Source organism: Pigmentiphaga kullae (assembly GCF_004216695.1).
Classification (GTDB): domain Bacteria; phylum Pseudomonadota; class Gammaproteobacteria; order Burkholderiales; family Burkholderiaceae_B; genus Pigmentiphaga; species Pigmentiphaga kullae.
Genome location: NZ_SGXC01000003.1, coordinates 540,681 through 563,161 on the forward strand (window position 1 = coordinate 540,681; position 22,481 = coordinate 563,161).

Genomic DNA, 22,481 nt, shown 5'->3' on the forward strand with positions numbered 1-22,481 from the left:
CGGTCCGGTTCGCCGCCGGTTTTTCCTTCTGGTTGACAGGCTGGCTTTTGAGGTAAAATCTAAGTCTTTGATTTTTCTGGACTATTGATACGCATCATCGTGTTGCGGCATTGGTGGTCCCCCACCATGACAGATACAGCGGCATCAGGGCCCAGTTCTTTTGCCGATTTCGGCCTGCACCCCGACATACTCAAGGCGGTCGTCGCCACCGGGTACACCATTCCGACGCCTATCCAGGCGCAAGCAATCCCGGTCGTCACCAGCGGCCGCGACGTAATGGGCGCAGCGCAAACCGGAACCGGAAAGACCGCGGCTTTCACCCTCCCCATCCTCCATCGGCTCATGCCCTTGGCCAATAACAGCGCATCGCCGGCACGGCATCCCGTCCGCGCGCTGATCCTCACGCCCACGCGCGAATTGGCCGACCAGGTGGCCGACAACGTCAAGCGCTACAGCCAGTTCACGCCCCTGCGCGCGGCCGTGGTCTTCGGCGGGGTCGACATCGGCCCCCAGAAGGAAGAAGTGCGGCGCGGCTGCGAGGTGCTGATCGCGACGCCGGGGCGCCTGCTCGACCACGTCGAACAGAAGACCATCAACCTGGGCCAGGTCGGCATGCTGGTGCTGGACGAGGCCGACCGGATGCTCGACATGGGCTTCCTGCCGGATCTCGAGCGCATCATCCGGCTGCTGCCGCAGCAGCGCCAGACCCTGCTGTTCTCGGCCACCTTCAGCAACGAGATCCGCAAGCTGGCGCGCTCGTACCTGACGCAGCCGGTCGAGATCGAGGTCGCGGCGCGCAACGCCACGGCCGACACCGTCAGCCAGATCGCCTACAAGCTGAGCGGCGACGCCAAGCGCGCCGCGGTCGTGCACCTGGTCAAGTCGCGCGGCCTGAAGCAGGTCATCGTGTTCTCGAACACCAAGATCGGCACCGCCCGCCTGGCGCGGCAACTGGAGCGCGACGGCGTGCGCGCCGAATCCATCCACGGCGACAAGACCCAGGCCGATCGCATGAAGGCGCTCGAGGCCTTCAAGGCCGGCGAGCTGGAAGTGCTGGTGGCGACCGACGTCGCGGCCCGCGGCCTGGACGTGGCCGGCGTGCCCTGCGTGATCAACTACGACCTGCCCTACAACGCCGAGGACTACGTGCACCGCATCGGACGCACCGGCCGTGCCGGCGCGACGGGCGAGGCTATCGCGCTGTTCGCGCCCGAGGAAGAGCGCTTCCTGCTCGACGTCGAGAAGCTGATCAAGCGCGAGATCCCGCGCGGCCAGCTGGACCTGCCGGCGTCGCTGCTGGCATCGTCGCGCGGCGAACGCGAACGGCCGGTCCGCAGCCATGGCGCACGCGGCGAACGTGGAGAGCGCGGCGAGCGCCACCGCTACGAGCTGCCGGCCAAGCCCGTCGACGATTTCTTCTTCCGTCCCTACGTGCCCGCGACCGGCGCCGAGCCGGCCCGCACCGAGGCGCCTCCCGTACCGCCCCGCACGTCCGCCAAGCGTCCGCTGGCCGTGTTGCTGGGCGGCGGCAAGAAGGACTGAGCTTCCTTGCGCCGCAGTCGGGGCGTTTGCCGCGCCCCGGCCTCATCCCCGACGTATTTCCCATCGCCGCGCCCAGCGGTCCGTCGCCTCGGCCAGGAAGGCGGCGACGTCCGCCGCCGGCAGCGGCTCGAATTGCAGGTGGCGCCAAGCGGCCTGCAAGGCCGCCAGCGGCTGCCGCGTGTCGATCGCGGCCGCGCCGGTCTGCTTGGACAGTTTCTGTCCGTCGGCATTGACCACCACCGGGACGTGCATCCGCCGGGGAATCGGTAGTGCCAGCAGCGTCTGCAGGACTTTCTGCCTGGGCGTGGAGCCGAGCAGGTCCTGGCCGCGCACGACGTCGGTGATGCCCTGTTCGGCATCGTCCACGACCACCGCCAACTGGTAGGCCCACATCCCGTCCGCGCGGAAAAGCACGAAGTCGCCCACCTCGTGCGATACGTCCTGGTCGATCACCCCCATCCACCGGTCGTCGATGCGCACGGTGCCCGGCGGCACGCGCAGCCGCCAGGCGCGCGCAGGCTTGCCGTGCAGCCCGTCGCGGCAGGTGCCCGGATAGGGCAGTTCGCCGGCCGGCAGGTAGCCGCGCGCGTTCAGGATGGAATCGGCGATTTCCTTGCGCGTGCAGCCGCACGCATAGACCAGGCCGTGGCGCCGCAGCCTATCGAAGGCCTCGCGGTAGGCCTGGTGGCGCGAGGATTGGTAGAGGACTTCGCCGTCCCAGTGCAGGCCCAGCGCCCGCAACTGATCGAGGATGACGCGGTCGGCGCCTTCCACGACCCGCGGCGCGTCCAGGTCCTCGACCCGCACCAGCCAGCGCCCGCCGTGGGCGCGGGCGTCCAGATGGCTGGCCAGCGCGGCCACCAGCGAGCCCTGGTGCAGGGGGCCGGTGGGGCTGGGGGCGAAGCGGCCGACGTAGTCCGTTGGCGCGTGCATGGCAGGGCGTCGTTCCTTGAGTTCGAATGAGGTCCTCGAAGGATACGGCACAAATCGCCGAGGTTCTGCGGTACGGCCCGCCCTGATAGACTGGAAGCGGACGAAGGTCCTCCTTCGCCCCCGGGCGATTGAAATCGGTCGGCGTGTCCCACATATAAGACAGTAACCCCCGGCAGGGGCGGCACTTTACTTTGCGAGACCGCGGCTATGGAGTTCAAGGACTACTACGCTACTTTGGGCGTCGAGCAGGGGGCGTCGGACGACGACATCCGGCATGCCTACCGCAAGCTGGCCCGCAAGTACCATCCGGACGTCAGCAAAGAGGCCGACGCCGAGCAGCGCATGCGCGACGTCAACGAGGCCTACCAGGTGCTGAAGGATCCCGAGAAACGAGCCGCCTACGACAACCTGGCGGCCGGCGTCTCGCCCGGCGGCGATTTCCGCCCGCCGCCCGACTGGGACAGCGGGTTCGAGTTCCGCGGGGCCAGCCCCAACGACGACGCGGCGTTCAGCGAGTTCTTCTCGTCGCTGTTCGGCGCCCGCCATCGTCCGGGCGGCGCGCAGATGCGCGCCCGGGGCGAGGACCACCACGCCGCCATCGAGATCGACCTGGACGACGCCCTGCACGGCGCCACCCGCGACATCTCGCTGCGCTCCATCGGCCACGACGAGCACGGGCAGCCGCGGCTGCAAACCCGCACGCTGAGCGTGCGCATCCCGGCCGGGATCCGCGAAGGGCAGTTCATCCGCCTGGCGGGACAGGGCATGCCGGGCCTGGGCGGCGGCGAGAACGGCGACCTCTACCTCGAAGTCCGGATCAAACCCCACCCGCGCTATCGGGTCGAGGGCCGCGACCTGTACATGGACCTGCCGGTGGCCCCCTGGGAGGCCGCGCTGGGCGCCACGGTGCGGGCACCCACGCCGCACGGGCCGGTCGAGGTCAACGTGCCGGCGAATTCGCGCAATGGCCGCAAGCTGCGCCTGAAGGGCAAGGGCATTCCGGGAGACCCGGCGGGCGATTTCTATCTGGTGCTGGAGATCGCCTGGCCGCCCGCCGACACCGAGAAGGCGAAGGCGGCCTATAGACACCTGGCGCAGGAAGTGCCCTTCGACCCGCGCCGGAACCTGGGAGACTGACGATGAAGACGGTTGCCGTCACCGCCACATTGGTGGGCAAGGAACAGCCGCTCAGCACCGGGGAGCTGGCCCGGGCCTGCGGCGCGGAAGAGGCCTGGGTGCTGCAACTGGTACGGGTCGGCATCATCGAGGCAAGCGGCCGTCCGGCCGACTGGTGCTTCGACAGCGCCGCGCTGCGGCAGGCGCTGGCGGCGCGCGACCTGCAGCGCGATTTCGACGCCAGCCTGGATGCGGCGGCCCTGATCCTCGACATGAGCAACGAAATACGGCGGCTGCGCGCGCGGCTGCGCGTGCTGGGCCTGGACGCCGAGGGCCGCTGAACGCCACGATTTCGGGTTTACCCTAGTGTCGATGGGAAGGCGGAGCGGCTATATTTCGTTCTGTTCCGTGTATGGATTGTCAGTTCATATTTGAAACGACATCCGTGCCCATCCCCTTAGCTGCTCGAACGAACCCTGGCGCGCGCCGTGAACCCGCTACTCCCTCAGGAAAACTCGCAGGACAAGTACGTCGTTCCGGGCCTGGAGCGAGGCCTGCGCGTGCTGTGCGAGGTCGGCCAGGCGCAGGGCGCCATGAACGCGCCCGAACTGGCACGCCGGCTGGGCGTGCCCCGCACCACCGTGTTCCGGCTGCTGGCCACGCTCGAGCGCATGGGCTTCGTGCATCGCGCGGACAACGGCCGCGACTACTCCCTGGGCATGGCCGTGCTGCGCCTGGGCTTCGAATACCTCGCCTCGCTCGAACTGACACAGTTGGGCGCGCCCCTGCTGGAGCGGGTGCGCAACGAGTTCAATCTTTCCTGTCACCTGGTGGTGCGCGACGGCGCTGACATCGTCTACGTCGCCAAGGCCGCCGCCAACACGCCGCTCGCCAGTTCGGTGAACGTCGGCACGCGCCTGCCCGCCCACGCCACGGTGCTGGGCCGGGTGCTGATGGCCGACATGTCGCTGGACGAGTTGCGCGAACTGTATCCGCAGGGCTCGCTGCCCGTCGTCAACGCGTTCACGCCGCGTTCGGTGGAGCAGTTGCACGCGCTGCTGGTGGAGGATCGCCGGCGGCCCTACCTGCTGCACGAAGGTTTCTTCGAATCGGGCATCTCGACCCTGGCTGCGCCGGTGCGCGAACAGGGCGGCGCCATCGCCGCCGCGCTGGGCGTGGCGATGCCCGCCGTGCCGCTGGAGGCCGGCCGCCTGGAGCGCCTGGCCGGCAGCGTCTGCGAAAGCGCCGCCGAACTTTCTTCTTTGCTCAACTACCGTGGGCAGGATGCCGCCTACGGTCTCGATGAAAAACTGAACGGAATGGTTGCCTAATGACTATGTATAAGCTTGACGGGAAAGTCGCCGTCGTCACGGGGGGAACCTCGGGCATCGGTCTCGCGACGGTCGGCTTGCTGCTGGAAGCCGGCGCGGCGGTCGCCTTCTGCGGCCGCAACGAAGACAAGCTCAACGAGGCCAGGGACAGCCTCTTGGCCCGCTTTCCCGGCGCCCGCATCCTCGCCGCCCGCTGCGACGTGCTGGTGCCCGAGCAGGTCGAGGCCTTCGCCGCCCAGGTGCAGCGCGAGCTGGGCACGGCGTCCATCCTGGTCAACAACGCCGGCCAGGGCCGCGTGTCCACGTTCGCCAGCACCGAGAACTCGGCCTGGCTGGACGAAGTCCAACTGAAGTTCTTCTCGGTCATCAACCCGACCCGCGCCTTCATCCCGCAGCTCGAGCAGAACGAGGATGCCGCGATCGTGTGCGTGAACTCGCTGCTGGCCATCCAGCCCGAACCGCACATGGTGGCCACTTCGGCCGCGCGCGCCGGCATCCACAACCTGGTGCGCTCGCTGGCCTTCGAACTGGCCCCCAAGAAGATCCGCGTGAACGGCATCCTGCTGGGCCTGGTGGAGTCGGGCCAATGGCGCCGCCGCTACGAGGAGCGCAAGGACCGCGCGCTGACCTGGGAGCAATGGACGGGCCGCATCGCCGCCGAGAAACAGATTCCGCTGGGCCGCCTCGGCCGTCCCGAAGAGCCCGCGCGGGCCATTTTCTTCCTTGCCACGCCCTTGTCTTCCTACACGACGGGCAGCCATATCGATATTTCCGGAGGGGTTTGCCGTCATGCCTAATGTCAACCGTATCACCGTCGGCGCAGCCATTGCGCAGTTCCTGGAGAACTGCGGCGTCAAGGCGGCATTCGGGGTCATCTCGATCCACAACATGCCCATCCTCGATGCCTTCGGCGAACGCGGCAACATCCGCTTCGTCATGGCCCGCGGCGAAGCCGGCGCGACCAACATGGCCGATGCCTATGCCCGCACCACCGGCGGCCTGGGCGTGACCGTGACCAGCACCGGCACGGCCGCCGGCAACGCCGCCGGCTCGATGGTCGAGGCCATTACCGCCGGCACGCCGCTGCTGCACCTGACCGGCCAGATCGACAGCCCCTACCTGGACCAGAACCTGGGTTTCATCCACGAAGCCAACCACCAGCTCGACATGCTGAAGGCCGTGTCCAAGGCCGCCTTCCGCATCCGCACGCCCGAGACCGCCATCGGCATCGTCAAGCGCGCCGTGCAGATCGCCATGACGGCCCCCACCGGTCCGGTCAGCATCGAGATCCCCATCGACGTGCAGGCCGCCCTGATCGACGAACCCGCCGACCTGAACCCGCTGCCCGTGGCGGCGCTGGTGCCGTCCGAGGCCGCGCTGGACGAGCTGGCCAGCCGCCTGGCCCAGGCCAGGCGCCCGCTGCTGTGGCTGGGCGGCGGCGCCCGCCAGGCCGGCGAGCAGGTCCGCCGCCTGGTCAAGCTGGGCTTCGGCGTGATCACCAGCACGCAGGGCCGCGGCGTGATCCCGGAAAACGACCCGGCCTGCCTGGGCTCGTTCACGGTCGCCAAGCCGGTCGAAAACCTGTACCAGACCGTGGACGCGCTACTGGTGGTCGGCTCGCGCCTGCGCAGCAACGAGACGCTGAAGTACGCGATCAAGCTGCCCGCCACCCGCTATCGCATCGACGCCGATTCGCAGGCGGACGGCCGCGCGTACACCACCGATTTCTTCGTCAACGGCGATGCCACCCTGGCGCTCAAGGGCTTGGCCGATCGCCTGGAAGGCAAGATGTCGGTCGATCCCAAGTTCCTGGACGACATCCAGTCAGCCAGGCAAGGAGCGATGGCCAAGCTGCGCGACGACGTCGGCCCGTACACCCGGCTGATCGATACCCTGCAATCGGTGGTGGGCGAGTCCTTCAACTGGGTGCGCGACGTCACGCTGTCCAACAGCATCTGGGGCAACCGCCTGCCTTGCCTGCATGATTCCAAGGCAGGGGTGCACGCCCTGGGCGGCGGCATCGGGCTGGGCCTGGCCATGGGCGTGGGCGCCGCGGTGGGCGCGGCCGTGAGCGGCTCGGGCAAGAAGACCTTCACGCTGGCCGGCGACGGCGGCTTCATCCTGAACCTGGGCGAGCTGGCGACGGCCGTGCAGGAGCAGGCCGACATGCTGATCGTCCTGATGAACGACCAGTCGTACGGCGTCATCAAGAACATCCAGGACGCGGTCTACGGCGGACGCAAGCACTACGTGCAGCTGCACACGCCGGACTACGCGCTGCTGACCCAGTCCATGGGCCTGGGCCATGCCCGCGTCAGCAACCTGGACGAGCTGGAAGGCGCGCTCAGGCAGGGGTTGGCCGCTAAGGGGCCGTTCATCGTCGAGATCGACATGCTGTCGGTCGGCGGCTTCAACACCAAGTTCGCGGGTCCCCCGGTCAAGGCCGCGACCGACAAGGCGGGAGCCTGAACCATGCTGATCTCCGACAAGAACCTTCCCATCTGCGTCGCCGGCGTCTGGCGCGAGGGCGGCGGCGAACGCTACGCCACGCTCTATCCGGCCACAGGCGAGCCCGTGGCCTATCTGAACGCAGCCAGCCTGGACGACGTCGAAGAGGCGATCCAGGGCGCGCACCGGGCCTTTCGCACCAGCGGCTGGGCCCAGCGCAAGCCGCATGAGCGCGCCGCCGTGCTGTACCGGATCGCGCAACTGATCCGCGAGCGCGCCGAGGACCTGGCCCAGCGCCAGCGCCTGGACAACGGCAAGCCCATCAGCGAGACGCGCGCGCTGGTGGCCAGCGCGGCCGGCACCTTCCAGTTCTTCGCCGCCGCCTGCGAGACGCTCGAGGAAGTGATCACCCCGTCGCGCGGCGACTACCTGTCCATGAGCGTGTACGACCCCATGGGCGTGGTGGCCGCCATCACCCCGTGGAACTCGCCCATCGCCAGCGAGGCCCAGAAGATGGCCCCGGCGCTGGCCGCCGGCAACGCCCTCGTGGTCAAGCCCGCCGAGGTCACGCCGCTGATGGCGCTGGACCTGGCCGCCATCTGCGAGGAAGCCGGCGTGCCCAAGGGCATCGTCAGCGTGCTGCCCGGCAAGGGTTCGGTCATCGGCGACGCCATCACCAAGCATCCGCTGGTCAAGCGCGTGTCCTTCACCGGCGGCACGGCCACCGGCCGGCACATCGCCCACATCGCCGCCGACAAGATGATGCCGGTGTCGCTGGAGCTGGGCGGCAAGTCGCCCACCATGGTGTTCGAGGACGCCGACCTGGACCACGCCGTCAACGGCGTGCTGTACGGCATCTTCAGTTCGTCGGGCGAGTCCTGCATCGCCGGTTCGCGCCTGTTCGTCGCCTCGTCGATCTATGAGCAGTTCCTGGACCGGCTGACCCAGCGCGCCGCCGCGCTGCGCGTGGGCGACCCTGCCGACGAACGCACCCAGATGGGCCCGCTCATCACCGGCCGCCACCGCGAATCGATCGAGCGCTACGTCGAGCTGGGCGTGTCCGAAGGCGGCCGCATCCGCACCGGCGGCCAGCGTCCGGAAGGCGGCATCTACGACAAGGGCTATTTCTATCGCCCCACCATCATCGAAGGCCTGAACAACCAGGCGCGCATCAGCCAGGAAGAAATCTTCGGGCCGGTGCTGGTGGCGATGCCCTTCGACAACGAAGAGAACCTGATCGAGCAGGCCAACGACAGCGTGTACGCGCTGGCGGCCGGCATCTGGACCCGCGACTACAAGCGCGCCTGGCGCGTCGGCCGCGCCGTGCAGGCCGGTACGGTGTGGATCAACACCTACAAGTTCTTCTCGATCTCCACGCCGTTCGGCGGCTGGCGCGACAGCGGCCTGGGCCGCGAGAAGGGCCGACTCGGCATCCTGCAGTACATGGAACAGAAAGGCATGTACTGGGGCATGAACGAAACCCCGTTGCCCTGGGCAAATTGAGGTAGGAGAGCCAAATGGACGTATTGGGTATAGACGAAATCACCTACGGGGCCGACGATCTGGCCGCCTGCAAGCAGTTCCTGTCCGACTGGGGCCTGACGCTTGCCGAGGAAACCGACAAGTCGCTGGTGTTCGAGTCGATGAACAAGTGCCGGGTGATCGTGAAGACCACCGATTTCCCGGGCCTGCCGCCGGCGATCGAGGAGGGCCCGACGCTGCGTGAAGTGGTGTGGGGCGTGTCCAGCGACGAAGTGCTGGAGCGTTTCGCCACTCGCCTGAAGGACAAGCCGGGCTACGTGAACGAAGGCGGACGGGTCGGTTGTACCGATCCCAACGGCCTGGCCGTGCGTTTCCAGACCACCCGCAAGATCGACATCGATCTCGACAGCCCGGGCATGAACACCTGGGGCACCAAGGCCCGCCGCAACCAGCGCAGCCCGATCTACGAGCGCGCCACCCCTATCGAAGTCGGGCATGTGGTGTTCTTCGTGAAGGATGTGAAGGCCTGCGAGCAGTTCTATACCGAGAACTTCGGTTTCGTGGCCTCCGACCGCTATCCGGGCAAGGGCGCCTTCCTGCGCTGCGCGCCCGAGGGCGGCCATCACGACCTGTTCCTGCTGCAGCCGCCGCAGCCGCGCGCCGGCCTGAATCACGTGGCGTTCGCCGTGCGCGACATCCACGAGGTGTTCGGCGGCGGCATGGCGATGGCCCGCGACGGCTGGAGCACGCAGCTCGGCCCGGGCCGGCACCCGATCTCGTCGGCCTATTTCTGGTACTTCAACTTCCCCGGCGGCGGCCTGATCGAGTACTACGCCGACGACGACTACCTGGATGCCGAGTGGGAAGCCCGCGATTTCGAGCCCGGCCCGACGGTGTTCGCCGAATGGGCGATCGATGGCGGCCTGGACGGCAATACCCGCCGCCAGAAGAACGCCAAGGCGCCCGACGGCAAGTTTCTTACCGAGAAGAAGTAGGGGCGACGTATGGCCGAGCCGGCGAATGTGATGTTGACCGTGCTGCTCAAGCACGATCAGTCGAACAATCTGGACGCGGTCCAGACGAAGTTGAAGGAAGCCGACTGGTGGGAGCGGTTCCCACCCGAGGGCGTGAGGATCGTGTCCTGGACCGTGGCGATGGGGCTGGGGCAGATCGTGACGCTCGAGGTGCCGCCGCATCTGCTGGCCACGGTCAATGTCGAACTCGAGCGCTCGGCCTGGGGTGTGTTCCGCACCGAGTGCTATCCCACTTATGACTTTGTTCCCGTTCGCGAACGCATCCGCGAACGCGTACGCAACGGAGGTAAATGATGCAACAAGACCGCTATCTGGACCCGCATCAGGCACGGCGCCGTCCGCCCACCGAGTGGGAAAGCCTGCTGGGCGATTCGCTCGAGCGCGCCTTCGCGGCGGGCAAGCATGAGCTCGCGCCCATCGTCGAGTACCTGAACCACGCCGGTCCTCCGGCGCCCAACGGCGTGCCCTGGACCGAGGACCTGCTGCAATCCGAACTGGCCCGCCTGGCCGAGACCGCCTGAGGAGTCCGCCATGATCAAGATCGATAGCCCCGACACCCTGCTCGCGAACGGCCTGAAAGACACCTGGTACGCGATCTGTCCGTCCAACTTCATCGCCGACAAGCCCGTGTCGCTGCGTCGCCTGGGCATGAAGCTGGTGTTCTGGCGCGACGAGGCCGGCAAGCTGTACGCGCTGGAAGACCATTGCCCGCACCGCGGCGCGCCGCTGTCGCGCGGCATCCTGCTGGGCGACCGCATCGCCTGCGGCTACCACGGCGTGCAGGTGCGCGCCGACGGCGTGGTGACCAACGTGCCGGGCAGCCCCGGCTGCAGCCTGGAAGGCAAGCGCGCCGCGCGTTCCTTCCACGTGGTCGAGCGCAACGGCGCGGTGTTCCTGTACAACTCGGCCACCAACGTGGACCAGGCGCCCGACTTCACGCTGCCCGAAGAACTGGTCTCGGACGAGTACGCCGCCTTCCTGTGCTACACCGAATGGCGCGGCGACTACCGCTACGTCATCGACAACGTCATGGACCCGATGCACGGGACCTACCTGCACAAGCAGTCGCACTCGATGGCCGAGGGTTCCTCGGTGGCCGAGTTCGGCGTGCGCGACACCGAGCACGGCTTCGTGTTCGAAAAGAAGGGCCAGCGCGGCGTGAACTTCGACTGGACCGAGTGGGCCAACACCGGCCTGCACTGGCTGCGGCTCGAGATCCCGTATCCGTCCACCGGCGGTCCCGGCGGCAGCTTCGCCATCGTCGGCACCTACACCCCCATCTCCGAGAACCTGGCCGCCGTGTTCCACTGGCGCTGCCGCAAGGTCTCGGGCTGGCAGCGCCACGCATGGCAGTTCCTGTACCGCAACCGGCTGGAAGCGCGCCACTGGGCGGTGCTGGAGCAGGACCGCGAAGTGCTGGAAGTCATGGAACCCGACGCCAACCAGCGCGAAAACCTGTACCAGCACGACATCGGCCTGGTCCGCCTGCGCCGCCACCTGCGCAACCTGGCGACCGAGCAGTTCGAGCAACTGAAAGGGAAGACGGCGTGAGCCGCGACGCGGCGGCGCGCCGCGTCATCGCGCCCTCGGTGCCCGAGCGCGAGACCGCCACGTGGTCCAATTGCCTGGTCCTGGGCAATGAAATCGCCATGTCGGGCATGACGGCCAACCCCGAATCGACGGCCGCGTCGCCCCTCGGCACCTACGAACAAACCCTGATTGTGCTAGGCAAAATCCGAGCTTTGGTCGAGGCCGCTGGCGGAGGGGTGCAAAATATTTATAAACTGGTGATTTACGTGACGAACATCCAGGACAAGGACGAAGTCGGAAGGGCCCGCAAGGAGTTCTTCCAGTCGCCTTATCCGTGTTCCACGTTGGTCGAGGTGCGCGGCCTCGTTTTTCCCGGTCTGACCGTGGAGATCGATGCGTTCGCGCGGCTCGACATCGCCCTGCGTGCCGACGCATAACCGTTTTTTTCGACCCTTTCATGAACAGCAGCTCACTCCTTACGGTACTGGTTCACACCATCCGCCTCGAAGCGCAGGGCATCATCAGCGTGGAGTTCCGCTCGCCCACGGGCGAGGAACTGCCTGCCTTCGCCGCGGGCTCGCACATCGACCTGCATCTGCCCAACGGCCTGGTGCGCAGCTATTCGCTGTTCAACTCGCCGGAAGAGCGGCATCGCTACGTGGTGGGCGTGCTGAACGACCGTAACAGCCGCGGCGGTTCGCGCTTCGTGCACGAACAGCTGCGGGTGGGCTCGACCATCAAGATCGCGCCGCCGCGCAACAACTTCGAGCTGGACGAGTCGGCGGCCAAGTCGGTGCTGCTGGCCGGCGGCATCGGCGTGACGCCCATCTTCTGCATGTACAACCGGTTGCGCGCGATTGCCAATCCGGTGGAACTGCTCTACTGCGCCCGCACGAAGACCGAAGCGGCCTTCGTCGACGAACTGGTGGCCTCGGGCGGCCAGGTCACCACGCGCTTCGACGATGAAGCGGGTTGTCCGCCCAATCTGCGCGAGCTGCTGGCCGGCCATCCGGCCGACACGCATTTCTACTGCTGTGGGCCGACGCCCATGCTGGATGCCTTCGAGGCGGCCTGCAAGGAACTGGGCTACCAGAACGTGCACATCGAGCGCTTCGCCGCCGCCGGCGAAGTCACGGCCGCACAGGAAGGCAGCTACCAGGTCGAACTGGCCAAGTCGGGCAAGACCATCGACGTGCCGGCCGGCATGGCGCTGCTTGACGCGCTGCTGGAAGCGGGCATCGATGCCGACTACAGCTGCCGCGAAGGCGTGTGCGGCGCGTGCGAGACCGCCGTGCTGGAAGGCACGCCCGACCATCGGGATTCGGTGCTGACCGAGCGCGAACGCGAGTCGAACAAGACCATGATGGTCTGCGTGTCGGGTTGCAAGGGCGCCAAGCTGGTGTTGGATATTTGACCCCCCCTACGCGCTGACGCGCGCCCCCCAGGGGGCGATGCGGGCGGACCGGCGGAGCCGGATCCACCGCATCCTGGGTCTAGTGGGACCATCTTCGGTCGTAGCACGGTTGCTATCGCTGGCTGCCAGCGGTAGCAACGGTGTGGCGTACCAAGAAACGGGTACTAGACCCAGGGCGCCGCGGATCCGGCTTTGCCGGTCCGCTAGTGCCGCCCCTTGAGGGGGAGCGGCCGAAGGCCGCTTGGGGGTGGGTTTCCCCGACCGGCGGAGCCGGATCCACCCGCATCCTGGGTCCGAGAGGGGGCGGGAGTCGGGCGGTGTCTTTGGGCACCGCCTTTTTTATGTCCGTTTGATAGGCAGGCGTAATACGGGGGAGGGCAAAGTCCCCGGGCGGCGCCCTACGGCGCCGCCGCGCCGTCGGCGATGGGCGTGACGTTCGTGAACAGGTCCGCCGGCAGGTGCTTGACCGCCTCGTAGGTCGTGCTGATGTGCTCGGACAGCAACTGGCCGGCGCGCTCGCCATCCCGGGCCAGCGAGGCCTCCAGGATGTTCCGGTGTTCGTCGTGCACGTCGCGCGGAATCGGCTTGCGGGTGACGACCAGCCGCCGGTAGCGCTCGGCCTGCTGGTACAGGATGCCCAGGAAGTGGTGCATCCAGCGCGACGTACAGGCGCTGATCAGCGCCTGGTGGAACTCGCGGTTGCGGTCTTCCCATTCGTCGAAGCGGTTGACGGGATTGGTGGCCAGCCGTTCCTCAGCCCGGCTCAGGCGGTGGAAGGCGGCGATGATGCGGCTTTCCCAGACGTCGTCGCCGGCCTGGATGGCCTGCCGCAGGGCCTCGCATTCCAGCAGGATGCGATTGCGGGTGATGTCCAGGAAGTCTTCCATCGAGATGGGCGTGACGTGGAAGCCGCGCTGGCCGTGGGACACCACCAGCGCGTCCGACACCAGCAGCGACAGCGCCTCGCGCAGCGTGCCGGCGCCGACCCCATAGGAATCCTTCAGGTGCTCCACGCGCAGGCGCGAGCCGGGCGCAAGCTTGCCTTCGATGATGTCGCGCCGCAGGGCGGCATAGGCCGTGCCCACAAGCGTGGTGGGGGCGGCGGCGTGGGCCAGGGGCGGTAGTTCCAATGGGATTCCGGGCATGCGTCTCGGGCGGCTGGGTGCCCCCTCTCATGAGCGATGGCTAGATTCTAGTCGATTCTCGACGAAATCCCCGGGTATTAGGGAAATCCATAAAATCTCGATAAAAATATTTCCAACCGATATTTTGTGGCGTATCGTGTCCGTCTACGAAAGGGCAGGGGCCTCCCTCGCCCCCAGCTGGAGACACCGGTGATTCATCTACACGACATCCGCTACGTGCGGCTGGGCACGCCCGACCTGGAAGGCTCGGTGCGCTACGCGACCGAAGTCCTGGGCCTGGAAGTGGCCCGTCGCGTCGGCAAGGCGGTCTACCTGAAGTCCGACAGCCGCGACCACACGCTCTGCTACTTCGAAGGCGACCCGCGCGACCACACCTCGGCCTTCGAGGTCGACACGCCCGAGGAACTGGACCAGGCCATGGTGCTGCTGGAGCAGTCCGGCTACGCGGCCACCCGCGGCAGCGTCGAGGAAGCCGAGAAGCGCCATGTGCGCGACTTCATCAATTTCAAGGATCCGTCGGGCAACAGCGTCGACCTGGTCCATGCGCCGCACCACAGCGGCCGCCGCTATTTCCCGTCGCGCGACGCGGGCATCACGGGCTTCAGCCACATCGGCCTGCGCACTCTGAATCCCCGCCGCGACGAAGCCTTCTGGACCCAGTTGCTCAGCGCCAAGGTCAGCGACCGCATCGGCGAAGCGCCCCTGCTGCGCATCGACGAAGTGCATCACAAGATCGCGCTGTTCCCGTCCAGCTACCCGGGCGTGCAGCACATCAACCATCAGGTCGAGAGCATCGACGACGTGATGCGGGCCTACTACATCCTGCTGGAGAAGCGCATTCCCATCCGCTTCGGTCCCGGCCGCCATCCGACCTCGGGCGCGATGTTCCTGTATTTCGAGGGACCGGACGGCATGATCTACGAATACTCGACGGGCGTGCGCCTGATCACGGAAGAGGACGAGAAGACCTACCGTCCCCGCACCTTCCCGGCCATCCCGTCGTCGTTCTGCATGTGGGGATCCAAACCCGATATTCCGGAGTTCAAGACTTGAGCCAGCACGACCACGCACCGACCGCCCGGCAGCAGAGCCTGGTGCGGGCGGCCGCGCGCGCCCTGGCGCGCGCCAATCTCGTCCACGCCTACGGGCATTGCAGCCTGCGGCTGGACGCCGACCGTTTCCTGGTCTGCGCCGCCAAGCCCATGGGCATGATCGGCCCGCATGAAGCCGGCACCGTGGTGCCGGTGAACGGCGAACTGCCCGAGGGCGTGCTGGGCGAAGTCCGCATCCACCAGCACATCTATCGCCTGCGTCCCGAGGTCGGGGCGGTGATCCGCAGCATGCCGCGCGACGTGATGACGCTGTCGTCCGCGCGCGTGACGCCGGCGCCGCGCCATGGCATGGGGTCGTATTTCTCGCCCGCCGTGCCGCTCTGGGACGACCCCCAACTGATCCGCACCGACGAGCAGGCCGCCGGCGTGGCCGCGAAGCTGGGCGCCGCCGCGGCCGTGGTCATGCGCGGCAATGGCGCGGTGGTGGCCGCAGCCAGCATCGAGCAGGCCGTGGTGCTGAACTGGTACCTCGAGGACGCCGCGCGCATCGAGCTGCAACTGCGCGCGGCGGGCCTGGCCGACGGTCCGACGCTGTCGCCGGACGAGGCCGCCCGCCGCGCGACCGGCGCCGGCCGCATCTTCGAACGCATGTGGGAATACCTGTGCGACGGGGATCCCGAATTTGCCGATGTCATCTAAAGGTATATCCATGAACGAATTCAAGAATTTCATCAATGGCCAGTGGGTCGCCACCGGCAAGACCTTCGAGAACCGCAATCCCGTCGACAACAGCCTGATCGGCCCGGTGCATGAAGCCGGCCAGGCCGAGGTCGATGCCGCCGTGCGCGCGGCCCGGGCGGCGCTGTCCGGTCCGTGGGCGACGATGAAGGTGCAGCAGCGCGTGGAGATGCTGCATGCCATCGCCGACGGCATCAACCGCCGCTTCGACGACTTCCTGGCGGCCGAGATGGCCGACACCGGCAAGCCGCACGTGCTGGCCAGCCACGTGGACATCCCGCGCGGCGCCGCCAACTTCAAGGTCTTCGCCGACCTGATCCGCAACGTGCCGGGCGAAAGCTTCGACATGGAAACCCCCGACAACGGCTTTGCGCTGAACTACGCGGTGCGCGTGCCGCGCGGCGTGATCGGCGTGGTCTGCCCGTGGAACCTGCCGCTGCTGCTGATGACCTGGAAGGTCGGTCCGGCGCTGGCCTGCGGCAACACCGTCGTGGTCAAGCCTTCGGAAGAGACGCCCGCCACCGCCACGCTGCTGGGCGAGGTCATGAACGAAGTGGGCGTGCCGCCCGGCGTCTACAACGTGGTCCACGGCTTCGGCCCGGATTCGGCCGGCGAATTCCTGACCCGCCATCCCGATGTCGACGGTATCACCTTCACCGGCGAGACCCGCACCGGCGAGGCCATCATGCAGGCCGCCGCCAAGGGCGTGCGTCCGGTGTCGTTCGAGCTGGGCGGCAAGAATCCCGGCATCGTCTTCGCCGACGCCGATTTCGACAAGGCCGTGGCCGGCATCGCCCGCTCGTCCTTCGAGAACAGCGGCCAGGTGTGCCTGGGCACGGAGCGCGTCTACGTGCAGCGCCCCATCTTCGAGAAGTTCGTCGCCGCGCTCAAGGCCAAGGCCGAAGCGTTCAAGCTGGGCGACCCGCACGACCACGCCACCAACTTCGGTCCGCTGGTTTCGCAGGTGCATCGCGAGAAGGTCCTGAGCTACTACGCCAAGGCCCGCGAGGAAGGCGCCACCATCGTGACCGGCGGCGGCGTGCCCGACATGCCCGGCAAGATGGCCGAGGGCGCCTGGGTACAACCCACGATCTGGACCGGCCTGCCCCAGACCGCGGCCGTGATCCGCGAAGAGATCTTCGGACCCTGCTGCCACATCACGCCCTTCGATACCGAGGAAGAGGTCATCAAGATGGCCAACGACACGCCCTACGGCCTGGCCGCCACGGTGTGGACGCAGAACGTGGGCACCGCCCACCGCCTGGGCAAGGCGCTGAACGTCGGCATCTGCTGGGTGAACTCCTGGTTCCTGCGCGACCTGCGCACGTCCTTCGGCGGCGCCAAGCAATCGGGCATCGGCCGCGAGGGCGGAGTGCACTCGCTGGAGTTCTACACCGAACTGCGCAACGTCTGCGTGAAACTGTAAGGAGCGCGCCATGCCCCTCATCCAGGTGCAAATGATGGAGGGCCGCACCGACGAACAGCGTGCGGCCCTGATCGAGGAACTGACCGAAGCCACGCACCGCGCCATCGGCGCTCCCCGCGAGTCCGTGCGCGTGGTGCTGGTCGAAGTGCCCAAGACGAATTTCGGGATCGGCGGCAAGACCGCCAAGGCGCTGGGGCGCTGATTTCCCGCCATTTCCCGACGAAGGAGACATAGTCGATGATGAAGAAACAAACCGCCGTCCTGATCGCGGCGGCCCTGATGGCCGCCGGCGCCGCGCATGCCGAGGTCAAGGTCGGTTTTTCGGGCGTGCTGTCGGGCCCCATGGCCGCGCTGGGCCAGGACCAGTACGACGGCTTCATGCTGGCCGTCGAGCAACTGGGCGGCAAGCTGGGCGGCCAGCCCGTCACCGTGCTGCGCGAGGATGACCAGCTCAAGCCGGACGTGGGCGCGCAGATCGTCCAGAAGTTCATCGAGCGCGACAAGGTCGACGCCATCGTGGGGCTGGGCTTCTCCAACGTGCTGATGGCCGAGACCCGCCGCATCAAGGATTCGGGCGTGGTCGCGCTGTCGACCAACGCCGGTCCGGCCCCGATCGCCGGCAAGGGCTGCATGGCCAACCTGTTCGTGATGGGCTGGCAGAACGACGGCATGTCCGAAGCCATGGGCAAGTACGCCAAGGAACAGGGCTACAAGAACGTCTACCTGATGACGTCGAACTACCAGGCAGGCAAGGACAAGCTGGCCGGCTTCAAGCGCTTCTACGGCGGCACGATCCAGAACGAGGTCTACACCCCGCTGGGCCAGCTCGACTACGCGGCCGAGATCGCCGCTGTCCAGAGCGCCAAGCCGGATGCCCTGTTCGTGTTCTATCCCGGCGGCGTGGGCGTGAACTTCGTGCGCCAGTTGAACCAGGCCGGCCTGATGGGCAAGCTGCCGTTCCTGTCCGAGAGCCTGATCGATTCCAACTCGCTGGCCGCGCTCAAGCAGCAGGCGGTCGGTTCGATCTACGGTACGCCGTGGGCGCCGGTGCTCGACAACCCGCAGAACAAGAAATTCGTGGCGGGCTACGAGGCCAAGTACAAGCGTCCTCCCACCGAGTACGCGGTGGCCGCCTATGACGCCGCCTACCTGCTGGATGCGGCCATCACCAAGCTGGGCGGCAAGGTGTCGAACAAGAAGGCCTTCGCGGCCGCCGTCAAGGAAGCCGGCTCCAAGTTCCCCACGGCCCGCGGCAAGTTCGCCTTCAACACCAACAACATGCCCATCCAGCACTACTACGCCTACGAGATCGTCAAGAACGGCGACGGCGTGGGCTACAAGCAGCTGTCGCAGGTCCTGACGGACCACAAGGACGCCTACGCTGCTGAGTGCAAGATGTAGAAGATCCCCCCTACGCGCTTACGCGCGCCCCCCAGGGGGCGATGCGGGTGGACCGGCGGAGCCGGATCCACCGCATCCTGGGTCTTGGGGGGGGGCGTCTTGGTTCGGAGCATCGGTTATTTGCCCTGATCCAGGGCGCCGCGGATCCGGCTTTGCCGGTCCGCCAGCGCCGCCCCCTTGAGGGGGCCCGCGTAAGCGGGTAGGGGGTGGGCTTCCCTTTCAGGGGTGGCACCGATGGATGAGGGGCGCGAGCGCCGGTATGCTCGGTTGGCGATCGCCGCCACGGGATCGGGGAGTGCGTAGGCACTGGGAACGAAAGAGCCGGGTATGCGGGGAAGACCCGGGTTTTGACACGGAAGTCTGTCAATGAATAGTTCGCTGTTTTTGTCGCAGTTGCTCAATGGTGTGCAGCTCGGCGTGCTGTTGTTCCTGCTGTCGTCAGGGTTGACCCTGATCTTCGGCATCATGAATTTCATCAATCTCGCGCACGGCTCGCTGTACATGGTCGGCGCGTTCATCGGGGCGGCCAGCTATAACGCGAGCGGGTCGTTCATCTTTGCCATCGCCGCGGCGATCATTGCCGCCGGGCTGGTGGGGCTGCTGCTGGAACATCTGGTCGCCCGGCCGCTGTACCGGCACGATCACCTGTACCAGGTGCTCGCGACCTTCGGCCTGATGATGTTCTTCAACGAACTGGCCATCGTCATCTTCGGCAACCGCCCTTACTACGCGGCCATTCCGTCCGCGCTGGACGGCGCGGTGACGCTGTTCGGGTCGCAATATCCCCTCTACCGGATCCTGATCATCGCGGTCGGCGTGGCGGTTGCGCTGGGCGCCTGGTACCTGATCCAGAAGACGCGCTTCGGCATGCTGATCCGCGCCGGCGCCAGCAATTCGCCCATGGTCAGCGTGCTGGGCGTGAACATCGACCTGCTCAAGAAGCTGCTGTTCATGCTCGGCGCCGGCCTGGCGGGCCTGGCGGGCGCGCTGGCGGGCCCCATCCTGTCGGTGCAGTCCGGCATGGGCGAGCCGGTCCTGATCCTGGCGCTGGTGGTCATCGTGGTGGGTGGCATCGGCTCCATCCGCGGCGCGCTGGTGGCGGCGATGATCATCGCCGTGATCGACACGCTGGGACGCGCCTACATCCCGCACATGCTCGGCTCGTTCATGCAGCCGGCCTCGGCCAATGCCGTCGGCCCGGCCATGGCCTCCATGCTGATCTATGTGCTGATGGCGCTGGTGCTGGCGTTCCGGCCCAACGGCATCTTGACTAAGAGGTAGTGGTTCCCCCCCTACGCGCTTACGCGCGCCCCCCAGGGGGCGGCACTGGCGGACCGGCGGAGCCGGATCCGCGGCGTCCTGGATCTGGCAGCAGTAACTGATATTCCTGCAAGGTAGACGATATGAATCGCGTCAAATTCGGGGCCTGGATGATTCCGGTCCTGTTCATACTCCTGGCGGCCGTGCCGTTCGTCGCGCAGGCGATGGGTGAGCCGTTCTACGTGACGTTCTTCGCGCGCGTGCTGGTCTATGCGCTGGCCGCCTGCGCGCTGAACCTCGTGCTGGGCTTCGCCGGTCTGGTCAGCTTCGGCCATGCCATGTTCATCGGCCTGGGCTGCTATGCCGTGGGCATACTCAGCTACTACGGCATCAGCGACGGCTGGCTGCAGCTGCTGACGGCAGTGGCGGTGTGCGCGCTGGTGGGCCTGGTGGTCGGCACGGTATGCCTGCGTACCTCGGGCATCGGCTTCATCATGATCACGCTGGCCTTCGCCCAGATGTTCTACTTCCTGATGGTCAGCATGACCACCTTCGGCGGCGACGACGGCCTGAACATCAACGAGCCGAGCAACTTCGGACTGTTCGAGCTGTCGGGCAGCACCGAGGTCTACTGGGCGGCCTGGGCCGTGTTGCTGGCGGTCACGATATTCCTGGCGCGGCTCAAGAAGTCGCCGTTCGGGATGGTGCTGCAGGCCACCCACATCAATCCGCGCCGCGTCAATGCGTTCGGCTACTCGGTCTTCCGCGTGCAACTGGCCGCCTACGTCATGTCCGGCGTATTGACCGGCCTGGCGGGCCTGCTGCTGGCCAACCTGACGGCCTTCGCCTCGCCCAGCTACATGTCGTGGCCGGTGTCGGGCGAGCTGATCGTCATGCTGGTCATCGGCGGCCTGGGCACGATCACCGGTCCCATCGTGGGCGCGATCGCCTTTCTCGTGATGGAAGAATTCTTCAAGGGCCTGACCCAGCACTGGATGCTGATCATGGGGCCGGTCATCGTCGTGATCGCCCTGGTGAGCAAGAACGGCTTCGCATGGCTGATACGCCGGCGCGAAGAACCCGCCCCGGCGCCGTCCGCGGCGCCTGCCGCGGCACCCAAGGTTGCCGCCGCTTCCGCGGGAGAATCGCAATGAACGCCATCGGACTGCGTACCCAGGACCTGGTCAAGCGCTTCGGCGGCCTGCGCGCCACCGACGGCGTGACGCTGGAGATCGAACCGGGCGAGCTGCACGCCATCATCGGCCCCAACGGCGCCGGCAAGACCACGCTGATCAACCTGTTGACCGGTGAACTGCGCTCGGACGAGGGCAGCATCGTGCTGGGCGGTGAAGAGGTCAGCGGCACGCCGGTGCAGCAGCGCGTGGGCATGGGCCTGCTGCGCTCCTACCAGATCACGTCCATCTTCGATGCCTTCACGGTGGTCGAGAACGTGTGTCTGGCGGCGTTGCGCAAGAAAGGCGTGCGCTGGGCCGTCTGGAAGCCCATGTCGTCCTACGGGGAAGTCATGGAGAAGGCGCGCGCCATTATCGCGCAGTGCCACCTGTCCGACGTGGCCGACACCGTGGTGTCCAACCTGGCCTATGGCCAGCGGCGCCAGCTCGAGGTCGCGATGGCGCTGGCGGCGGATCCGCGCATCCTGCTGCTGGACGAACCCATGGCCGGCATGAGCGCGGCCGAAGGCGCCGCAGCCATCGAGCTGCTGCGTTCCCTGAAGGGCCGCTACACCATCCTGCTGATCGAGCACGACATGAACGCCGTCTTTTCGCTGGCCGACCGCATCAGCGTGCTGGTCTACGGCAAGATCGTCGCGACCGGTTCGATCGAGGAAATCCGCAACCACCCCGAAGTGCGCCGCGCCTATCTGGGCGACGACGCCGACGCCTGAGGCAGGAGTTCACGCATGCTTTCCATACAAGGACTGGCGGCCAAGTACGGTTCGTGCCAGGCGCTGTTCGACATCGACATGGAGGTCAAGCGCGGCGAGGTCGTGGGGCTGATCGGCCGCAACGGCATGGGGCGCACGACAGTGATCAACTGCCTGTTCGGCCTGCTCAAGCCGGCGGCCGGCAGCATCACCTTCGACGGGCAGGCGCTGAACGGCATGGCGCCGTACCGTGTCGGCCGCCTGGGGCTGTCGCTGGTGCCCGAAGGGCGCCAGATCTTCCCCACGCTGACCGTCGAGGAAAACCTGATCGCCACCTCCAAGCGCACGGACGCCTCGGCATGGACGCTGGAGAAGATCTACGGCCTGTTCCCCCGCCTGAAAGAGCGCCGCGCCAACCTCGGCACGCAATTGTCCGGCGGCGAGCAGCAGATGCTGGCCATCGGCCGCGCGCTGATGACCAATCCCCGCCTGCTGGTGCTGGACGAGGCCACCGAAGGCCTGGCCCCCATCGTGCGCGCCGAGATCTGGAGCGTGCTGGCCCGCCTCAAGCAGGAGGGCCTGACCATGATCGTGGTGGACAAGAACACCAAGGCCTTGCTGCGCTTGTCCGACCGCAACTTCATCCTGGACAAGGGCGTGACGGTGTGGCGAGGCACGTCGCCGGAGTTGTCGGACCGCCCCGAGTTGATCGCCCAGTATGTCGGTGTCTAGGCTTGGCTTTTT

24 protein-coding genes are annotated in these 22,481 nt (G+C 67.1%); 22 read left to right on the plus strand and 2 right to left on the minus strand.

The window, feature by feature from the left end; translation table 11 throughout:
- Positions 1-126 precede the first annotated feature (126 nt).
- Complete coding sequence (locus EV675_RS25335) at positions 127-1,542, plus strand: DEAD/DEAH box helicase (protein ID WP_130361188.1); 1,416 nt, start codon at positions 127-129, stop codon at positions 1,540-1,542.
- A 42-nt stretch (positions 1,543-1,584) separates the two neighbouring features.
- Here the strand turns inward: EV675_RS25335 and gluQRS are convergent, their stop codons facing one another.
- Positions 1,585-2,475: a tRNA glutamyl-Q(34) synthetase GluQRS gene (gene gluQRS / locus EV675_RS25340; RefSeq protein ID WP_130361190.1), complete on the minus strand. Its 891-nt coding sequence runs from the start codon at positions 2,473-2,475 to the stop codon at positions 1,585-1,587.
- 207 nt (positions 2,476-2,682) lie between these two features.
- On the opposite strand from gluQRS, the gene EV675_RS25345 reads away from it, so the two are divergent.
- From EV675_RS25345 to EV675_RS25400, 12 genes are all read left to right on the plus strand, one after another.
- Positions 2,683-3,612 carry a DnaJ C-terminal domain-containing protein gene (locus EV675_RS25345; RefSeq protein ID WP_130361192.1) on the plus strand — a complete coding sequence of 310 codons (930 nt, stop codon included), beginning with the start codon at positions 2,683-2,685 and terminating at the stop codon, positions 3,610-3,612.
- A 2-nt stretch (positions 3,613-3,614) separates the two neighbouring features.
- The gene (locus EV675_RS25350; RefSeq protein ID WP_130361194.1) at positions 3,615-3,932 is read left to right on the plus strand and encodes a chaperone modulator CbpM; all 318 of its coding nucleotides are present in this window, start codon (positions 3,615-3,617) and stop codon (positions 3,930-3,932) included.
- Between the two features lie 147 nt (positions 3,933-4,079).
- Entirely contained in the window at positions 4,080-4,922 is an 843-nt protein-coding gene (locus tag EV675_RS25355) for an IclR family transcriptional regulator (protein ID WP_130361196.1), read from the plus strand.
- On the plus strand, positions 4,922-5,719 hold the full coding sequence (locus EV675_RS25360; protein ID WP_130361198.1) for an SDR family oxidoreductase: 798 nt from the start codon (positions 4,922-4,924) through the stop codon (positions 5,717-5,719). The genes EV675_RS25355 and EV675_RS25360 overlap by 1 nt, the downstream gene beginning before the upstream one ends.
- A complete protein-coding gene (locus EV675_RS25365; protein WP_130361200.1) occupies positions 5,712-7,391 on the plus strand; it encodes a thiamine pyrophosphate-binding protein in 1,680 nt (559 codons plus the stop codon). Before EV675_RS25360 ends, EV675_RS25365 begins: the two co-directional genes overlap by 8 nt.
- A 3-nt stretch (positions 7,392-7,394) precedes the next feature.
- Positions 7,395-8,873, plus strand: coding sequence for an aldehyde dehydrogenase (locus EV675_RS25370; RefSeq protein WP_423213242.1), 1,479 nt, complete (start codon positions 7,395-7,397; stop codon positions 8,871-8,873).
- 14 nt (positions 8,874-8,887) lie between these two features.
- Positions 8,888-9,847 carry a VOC family protein gene (locus tag EV675_RS25375; protein ID WP_130361202.1) on the plus strand — a complete coding sequence of 320 codons (960 nt, stop codon included), beginning with the start codon at positions 8,888-8,890 and terminating at the stop codon, positions 9,845-9,847.
- Positions 9,848-9,877: 30 nt separating this feature from the next.
- Complete coding sequence (locus EV675_RS25380) at positions 9,878-10,180, plus strand: hypothetical protein (protein WP_423213243.1); 303 nt, start codon at positions 9,878-9,880, stop codon at positions 10,178-10,180.
- Positions 10,180-10,407 carry a recombinase-like helix-turn-helix domain-containing protein gene (locus tag EV675_RS25385; RefSeq protein WP_130361934.1) on the plus strand — a complete coding sequence of 76 codons (228 nt, stop codon included), beginning with the start codon at positions 10,180-10,182 and terminating at the stop codon, positions 10,405-10,407. Before EV675_RS25380 ends, EV675_RS25385 begins: the two co-directional genes overlap by 1 nt.
- 10 nt (positions 10,408-10,417) lie before the next feature.
- On the plus strand, positions 10,418-11,437 hold the full coding sequence (locus tag EV675_RS25390; RefSeq protein WP_130361206.1) for an aromatic ring-hydroxylating oxygenase subunit alpha: 1,020 nt from the start codon (positions 10,418-10,420) through the stop codon (positions 11,435-11,437).
- The gene (locus tag EV675_RS25395) at positions 11,434-11,853 is read left to right on the plus strand and encodes a RidA family protein (protein ID WP_242621594.1); all 420 of its coding nucleotides are present in this window, start codon (positions 11,434-11,436) and stop codon (positions 11,851-11,853) included. Before EV675_RS25390 ends, EV675_RS25395 begins: the two co-directional genes overlap by 4 nt.
- Positions 11,854-11,873: 20 nt before the next feature.
- On the plus strand, positions 11,874-12,830 hold the full coding sequence (locus EV675_RS25400) for a PDR/VanB family oxidoreductase (protein ID WP_130361208.1): 957 nt from the start codon (positions 11,874-11,876) through the stop codon (positions 12,828-12,830).
- A gap of 398 nt (positions 12,831-13,228) precedes the next feature.
- On the opposite strand, the gene EV675_RS25405 is transcribed toward EV675_RS25400, so the two are convergent.
- The gene (locus EV675_RS25405) at positions 13,229-13,960 is read right to left on the minus strand and encodes a GntR family transcriptional regulator (protein ID WP_242621595.1); all 732 of its coding nucleotides are present in this window, start codon (positions 13,958-13,960) and stop codon (positions 13,229-13,231) included.
- A gap of 204 nt (positions 13,961-14,164) precedes the next feature.
- On the opposite strand from EV675_RS25405, the gene EV675_RS25410 reads away from it, so the two are divergent.
- From EV675_RS25410 to EV675_RS25450, 9 genes are all read left to right on the plus strand, one after another.
- The gene (locus tag EV675_RS25410; protein ID WP_087840783.1) at positions 14,165-15,028 is read left to right on the plus strand and encodes a VOC family protein; all 864 of its coding nucleotides are present in this window, start codon (positions 14,165-14,167) and stop codon (positions 15,026-15,028) included.
- The gene (locus EV675_RS25415) at positions 15,025-15,726 is read left to right on the plus strand and encodes a class II aldolase/adducin family protein (RefSeq protein WP_207222051.1); all 702 of its coding nucleotides are present in this window, start codon (positions 15,025-15,027) and stop codon (positions 15,724-15,726) included. Before EV675_RS25410 ends, EV675_RS25415 begins: the two co-directional genes overlap by 4 nt.
- Positions 15,727-15,736: 10 nt before the next feature.
- Positions 15,737-17,191 carry a 2-hydroxymuconic semialdehyde dehydrogenase gene (locus EV675_RS25420; RefSeq protein WP_130361210.1) on the plus strand — a complete coding sequence of 485 codons (1,455 nt, stop codon included), beginning with the start codon at positions 15,737-15,739 and terminating at the stop codon, positions 17,189-17,191.
- A gap of 10 nt (positions 17,192-17,201) precedes the next feature.
- Positions 17,202-17,393: a 2-hydroxymuconate tautomerase gene (locus EV675_RS25425; RefSeq protein WP_087840781.1), complete on the plus strand. Its 192-nt coding sequence runs from the start codon at positions 17,202-17,204 to the stop codon at positions 17,391-17,393.
- Between the two features lie 38 nt (positions 17,394-17,431).
- A complete protein-coding gene (locus EV675_RS25430) occupies positions 17,432-18,592 on the plus strand; it encodes an ABC transporter substrate-binding protein (protein ID WP_130361937.1) in 1,161 nt (386 codons plus the stop codon).
- A gap of 366 nt (positions 18,593-18,958) precedes the next feature.
- Positions 18,959-19,873, plus strand: a complete 915-nt coding sequence (locus EV675_RS25435; RefSeq protein ID WP_130361212.1) for a branched-chain amino acid ABC transporter permease — start codon at positions 18,959-18,961, stop codon at positions 19,871-19,873.
- A gap of 122 nt (positions 19,874-19,995) precedes the next feature.
- Positions 19,996-21,006 (plus strand): branched-chain amino acid ABC transporter permease, encoded by a 1,011-nt coding sequence (locus EV675_RS25440; protein WP_130361214.1) that lies wholly within the window; start codon positions 19,996-19,998, stop codon positions 21,004-21,006.
- The gene (locus tag EV675_RS25445; RefSeq protein ID WP_130361216.1) at positions 21,003-21,758 is read left to right on the plus strand and encodes an ABC transporter ATP-binding protein; all 756 of its coding nucleotides are present in this window, start codon (positions 21,003-21,005) and stop codon (positions 21,756-21,758) included. The genes EV675_RS25440 and EV675_RS25445 overlap by 4 nt, the downstream gene beginning before the upstream one ends.
- A gap of 15 nt (positions 21,759-21,773) precedes the next feature.
- Positions 21,774-22,469 (plus strand): ABC transporter ATP-binding protein, encoded by a 696-nt coding sequence (locus tag EV675_RS25450; RefSeq protein ID WP_130361218.1) that lies wholly within the window; start codon positions 21,774-21,776, stop codon positions 22,467-22,469.
- The last annotated feature ends 12 nt before the right edge of the window (positions 22,470-22,481 follow it).

Bases quoted from the DNA above. Each gene is read 5' to 3' on its own strand.
- EV675_RS25430 (WP_130361937.1), top strand. From the start codon at position 17,432: ATGAAGAAACAAACCGCCGTCCTGATCGCGGCGGCCCTGATGGCCGCC.
- EV675_RS25335 (WP_130361188.1), top strand. From the start codon at position 127: ATGACAGATACAGCGGCATCAGGGCCCAGTTCTTTTGCCGATTTCGGC.
- EV675_RS25450 (WP_130361218.1), top strand. From the start codon at position 21,774: ATGCTTTCCATACAAGGACTGGCGGCCAAGTACGGTTCGTGCCAGGCG.
- EV675_RS25445 (WP_130361216.1), top strand. From the start codon at position 21,003: ATGAACGCCATCGGACTGCGTACCCAGGACCTGGTCAAGCGCTTCGGC.
- EV675_RS25400 (WP_130361208.1), top strand. From the start codon at position 11,874: ATGAACAGCAGCTCACTCCTTACGGTACTGGTTCACACCATCCGCCTC.
- gluQRS (WP_130361190.1), bottom strand. From the start codon at position 2,475: ATGCACGCGCCAACGGACTACGTCGGCCGCTTCGCCCCCAGCCCCACC.
- EV675_RS25360 (WP_130361198.1), top strand. From the start codon at position 4,922: ATGACTATGTATAAGCTTGACGGGAAAGTCGCCGTCGTCACGGGGGGA.
- EV675_RS25370 (WP_423213242.1), top strand. From the start codon at position 7,395: ATGCTGATCTCCGACAAGAACCTTCCCATCTGCGTCGCCGGCGTCTGG.
- EV675_RS25440 (WP_130361214.1), top strand. From the start codon at position 19,996: ATGAATCGCGTCAAATTCGGGGCCTGGATGATTCCGGTCCTGTTCATA.
- EV675_RS25375 (WP_130361202.1), top strand. From the start codon at position 8,888: ATGGACGTATTGGGTATAGACGAAATCACCTACGGGGCCGACGATCTG.
- EV675_RS25350 (WP_130361194.1), top strand. From the start codon at position 3,615: ATGAAGACGGTTGCCGTCACCGCCACATTGGTGGGCAAGGAACAGCCG.
- EV675_RS25435 (WP_130361212.1), top strand. From the start codon at position 18,959: ATGAATAGTTCGCTGTTTTTGTCGCAGTTGCTCAATGGTGTGCAGCTC.
- EV675_RS25365 (WP_130361200.1), top strand. From the start codon at position 5,712: ATGCCTAATGTCAACCGTATCACCGTCGGCGCAGCCATTGCGCAGTTC.
- EV675_RS25380 (WP_423213243.1), top strand. From the start codon at position 9,878: ATGTTGACCGTGCTGCTCAAGCACGATCAGTCGAACAATCTGGACGCG.
- EV675_RS25425 (WP_087840781.1), top strand. From the start codon at position 17,202: ATGCCCCTCATCCAGGTGCAAATGATGGAGGGCCGCACCGACGAACAG.
- EV675_RS25345 (WP_130361192.1), top strand. From the start codon at position 2,683: ATGGAGTTCAAGGACTACTACGCTACTTTGGGCGTCGAGCAGGGGGCG.
- EV675_RS25420 (WP_130361210.1), top strand. From the start codon at position 15,737: ATGAACGAATTCAAGAATTTCATCAATGGCCAGTGGGTCGCCACCGGC.
- EV675_RS25390 (WP_130361206.1), top strand. From the start codon at position 10,418: ATGATCAAGATCGATAGCCCCGACACCCTGCTCGCGAACGGCCTGAAA.
- EV675_RS25385 (WP_130361934.1), top strand. From the start codon at position 10,180: ATGCAACAAGACCGCTATCTGGACCCGCATCAGGCACGGCGCCGTCCG.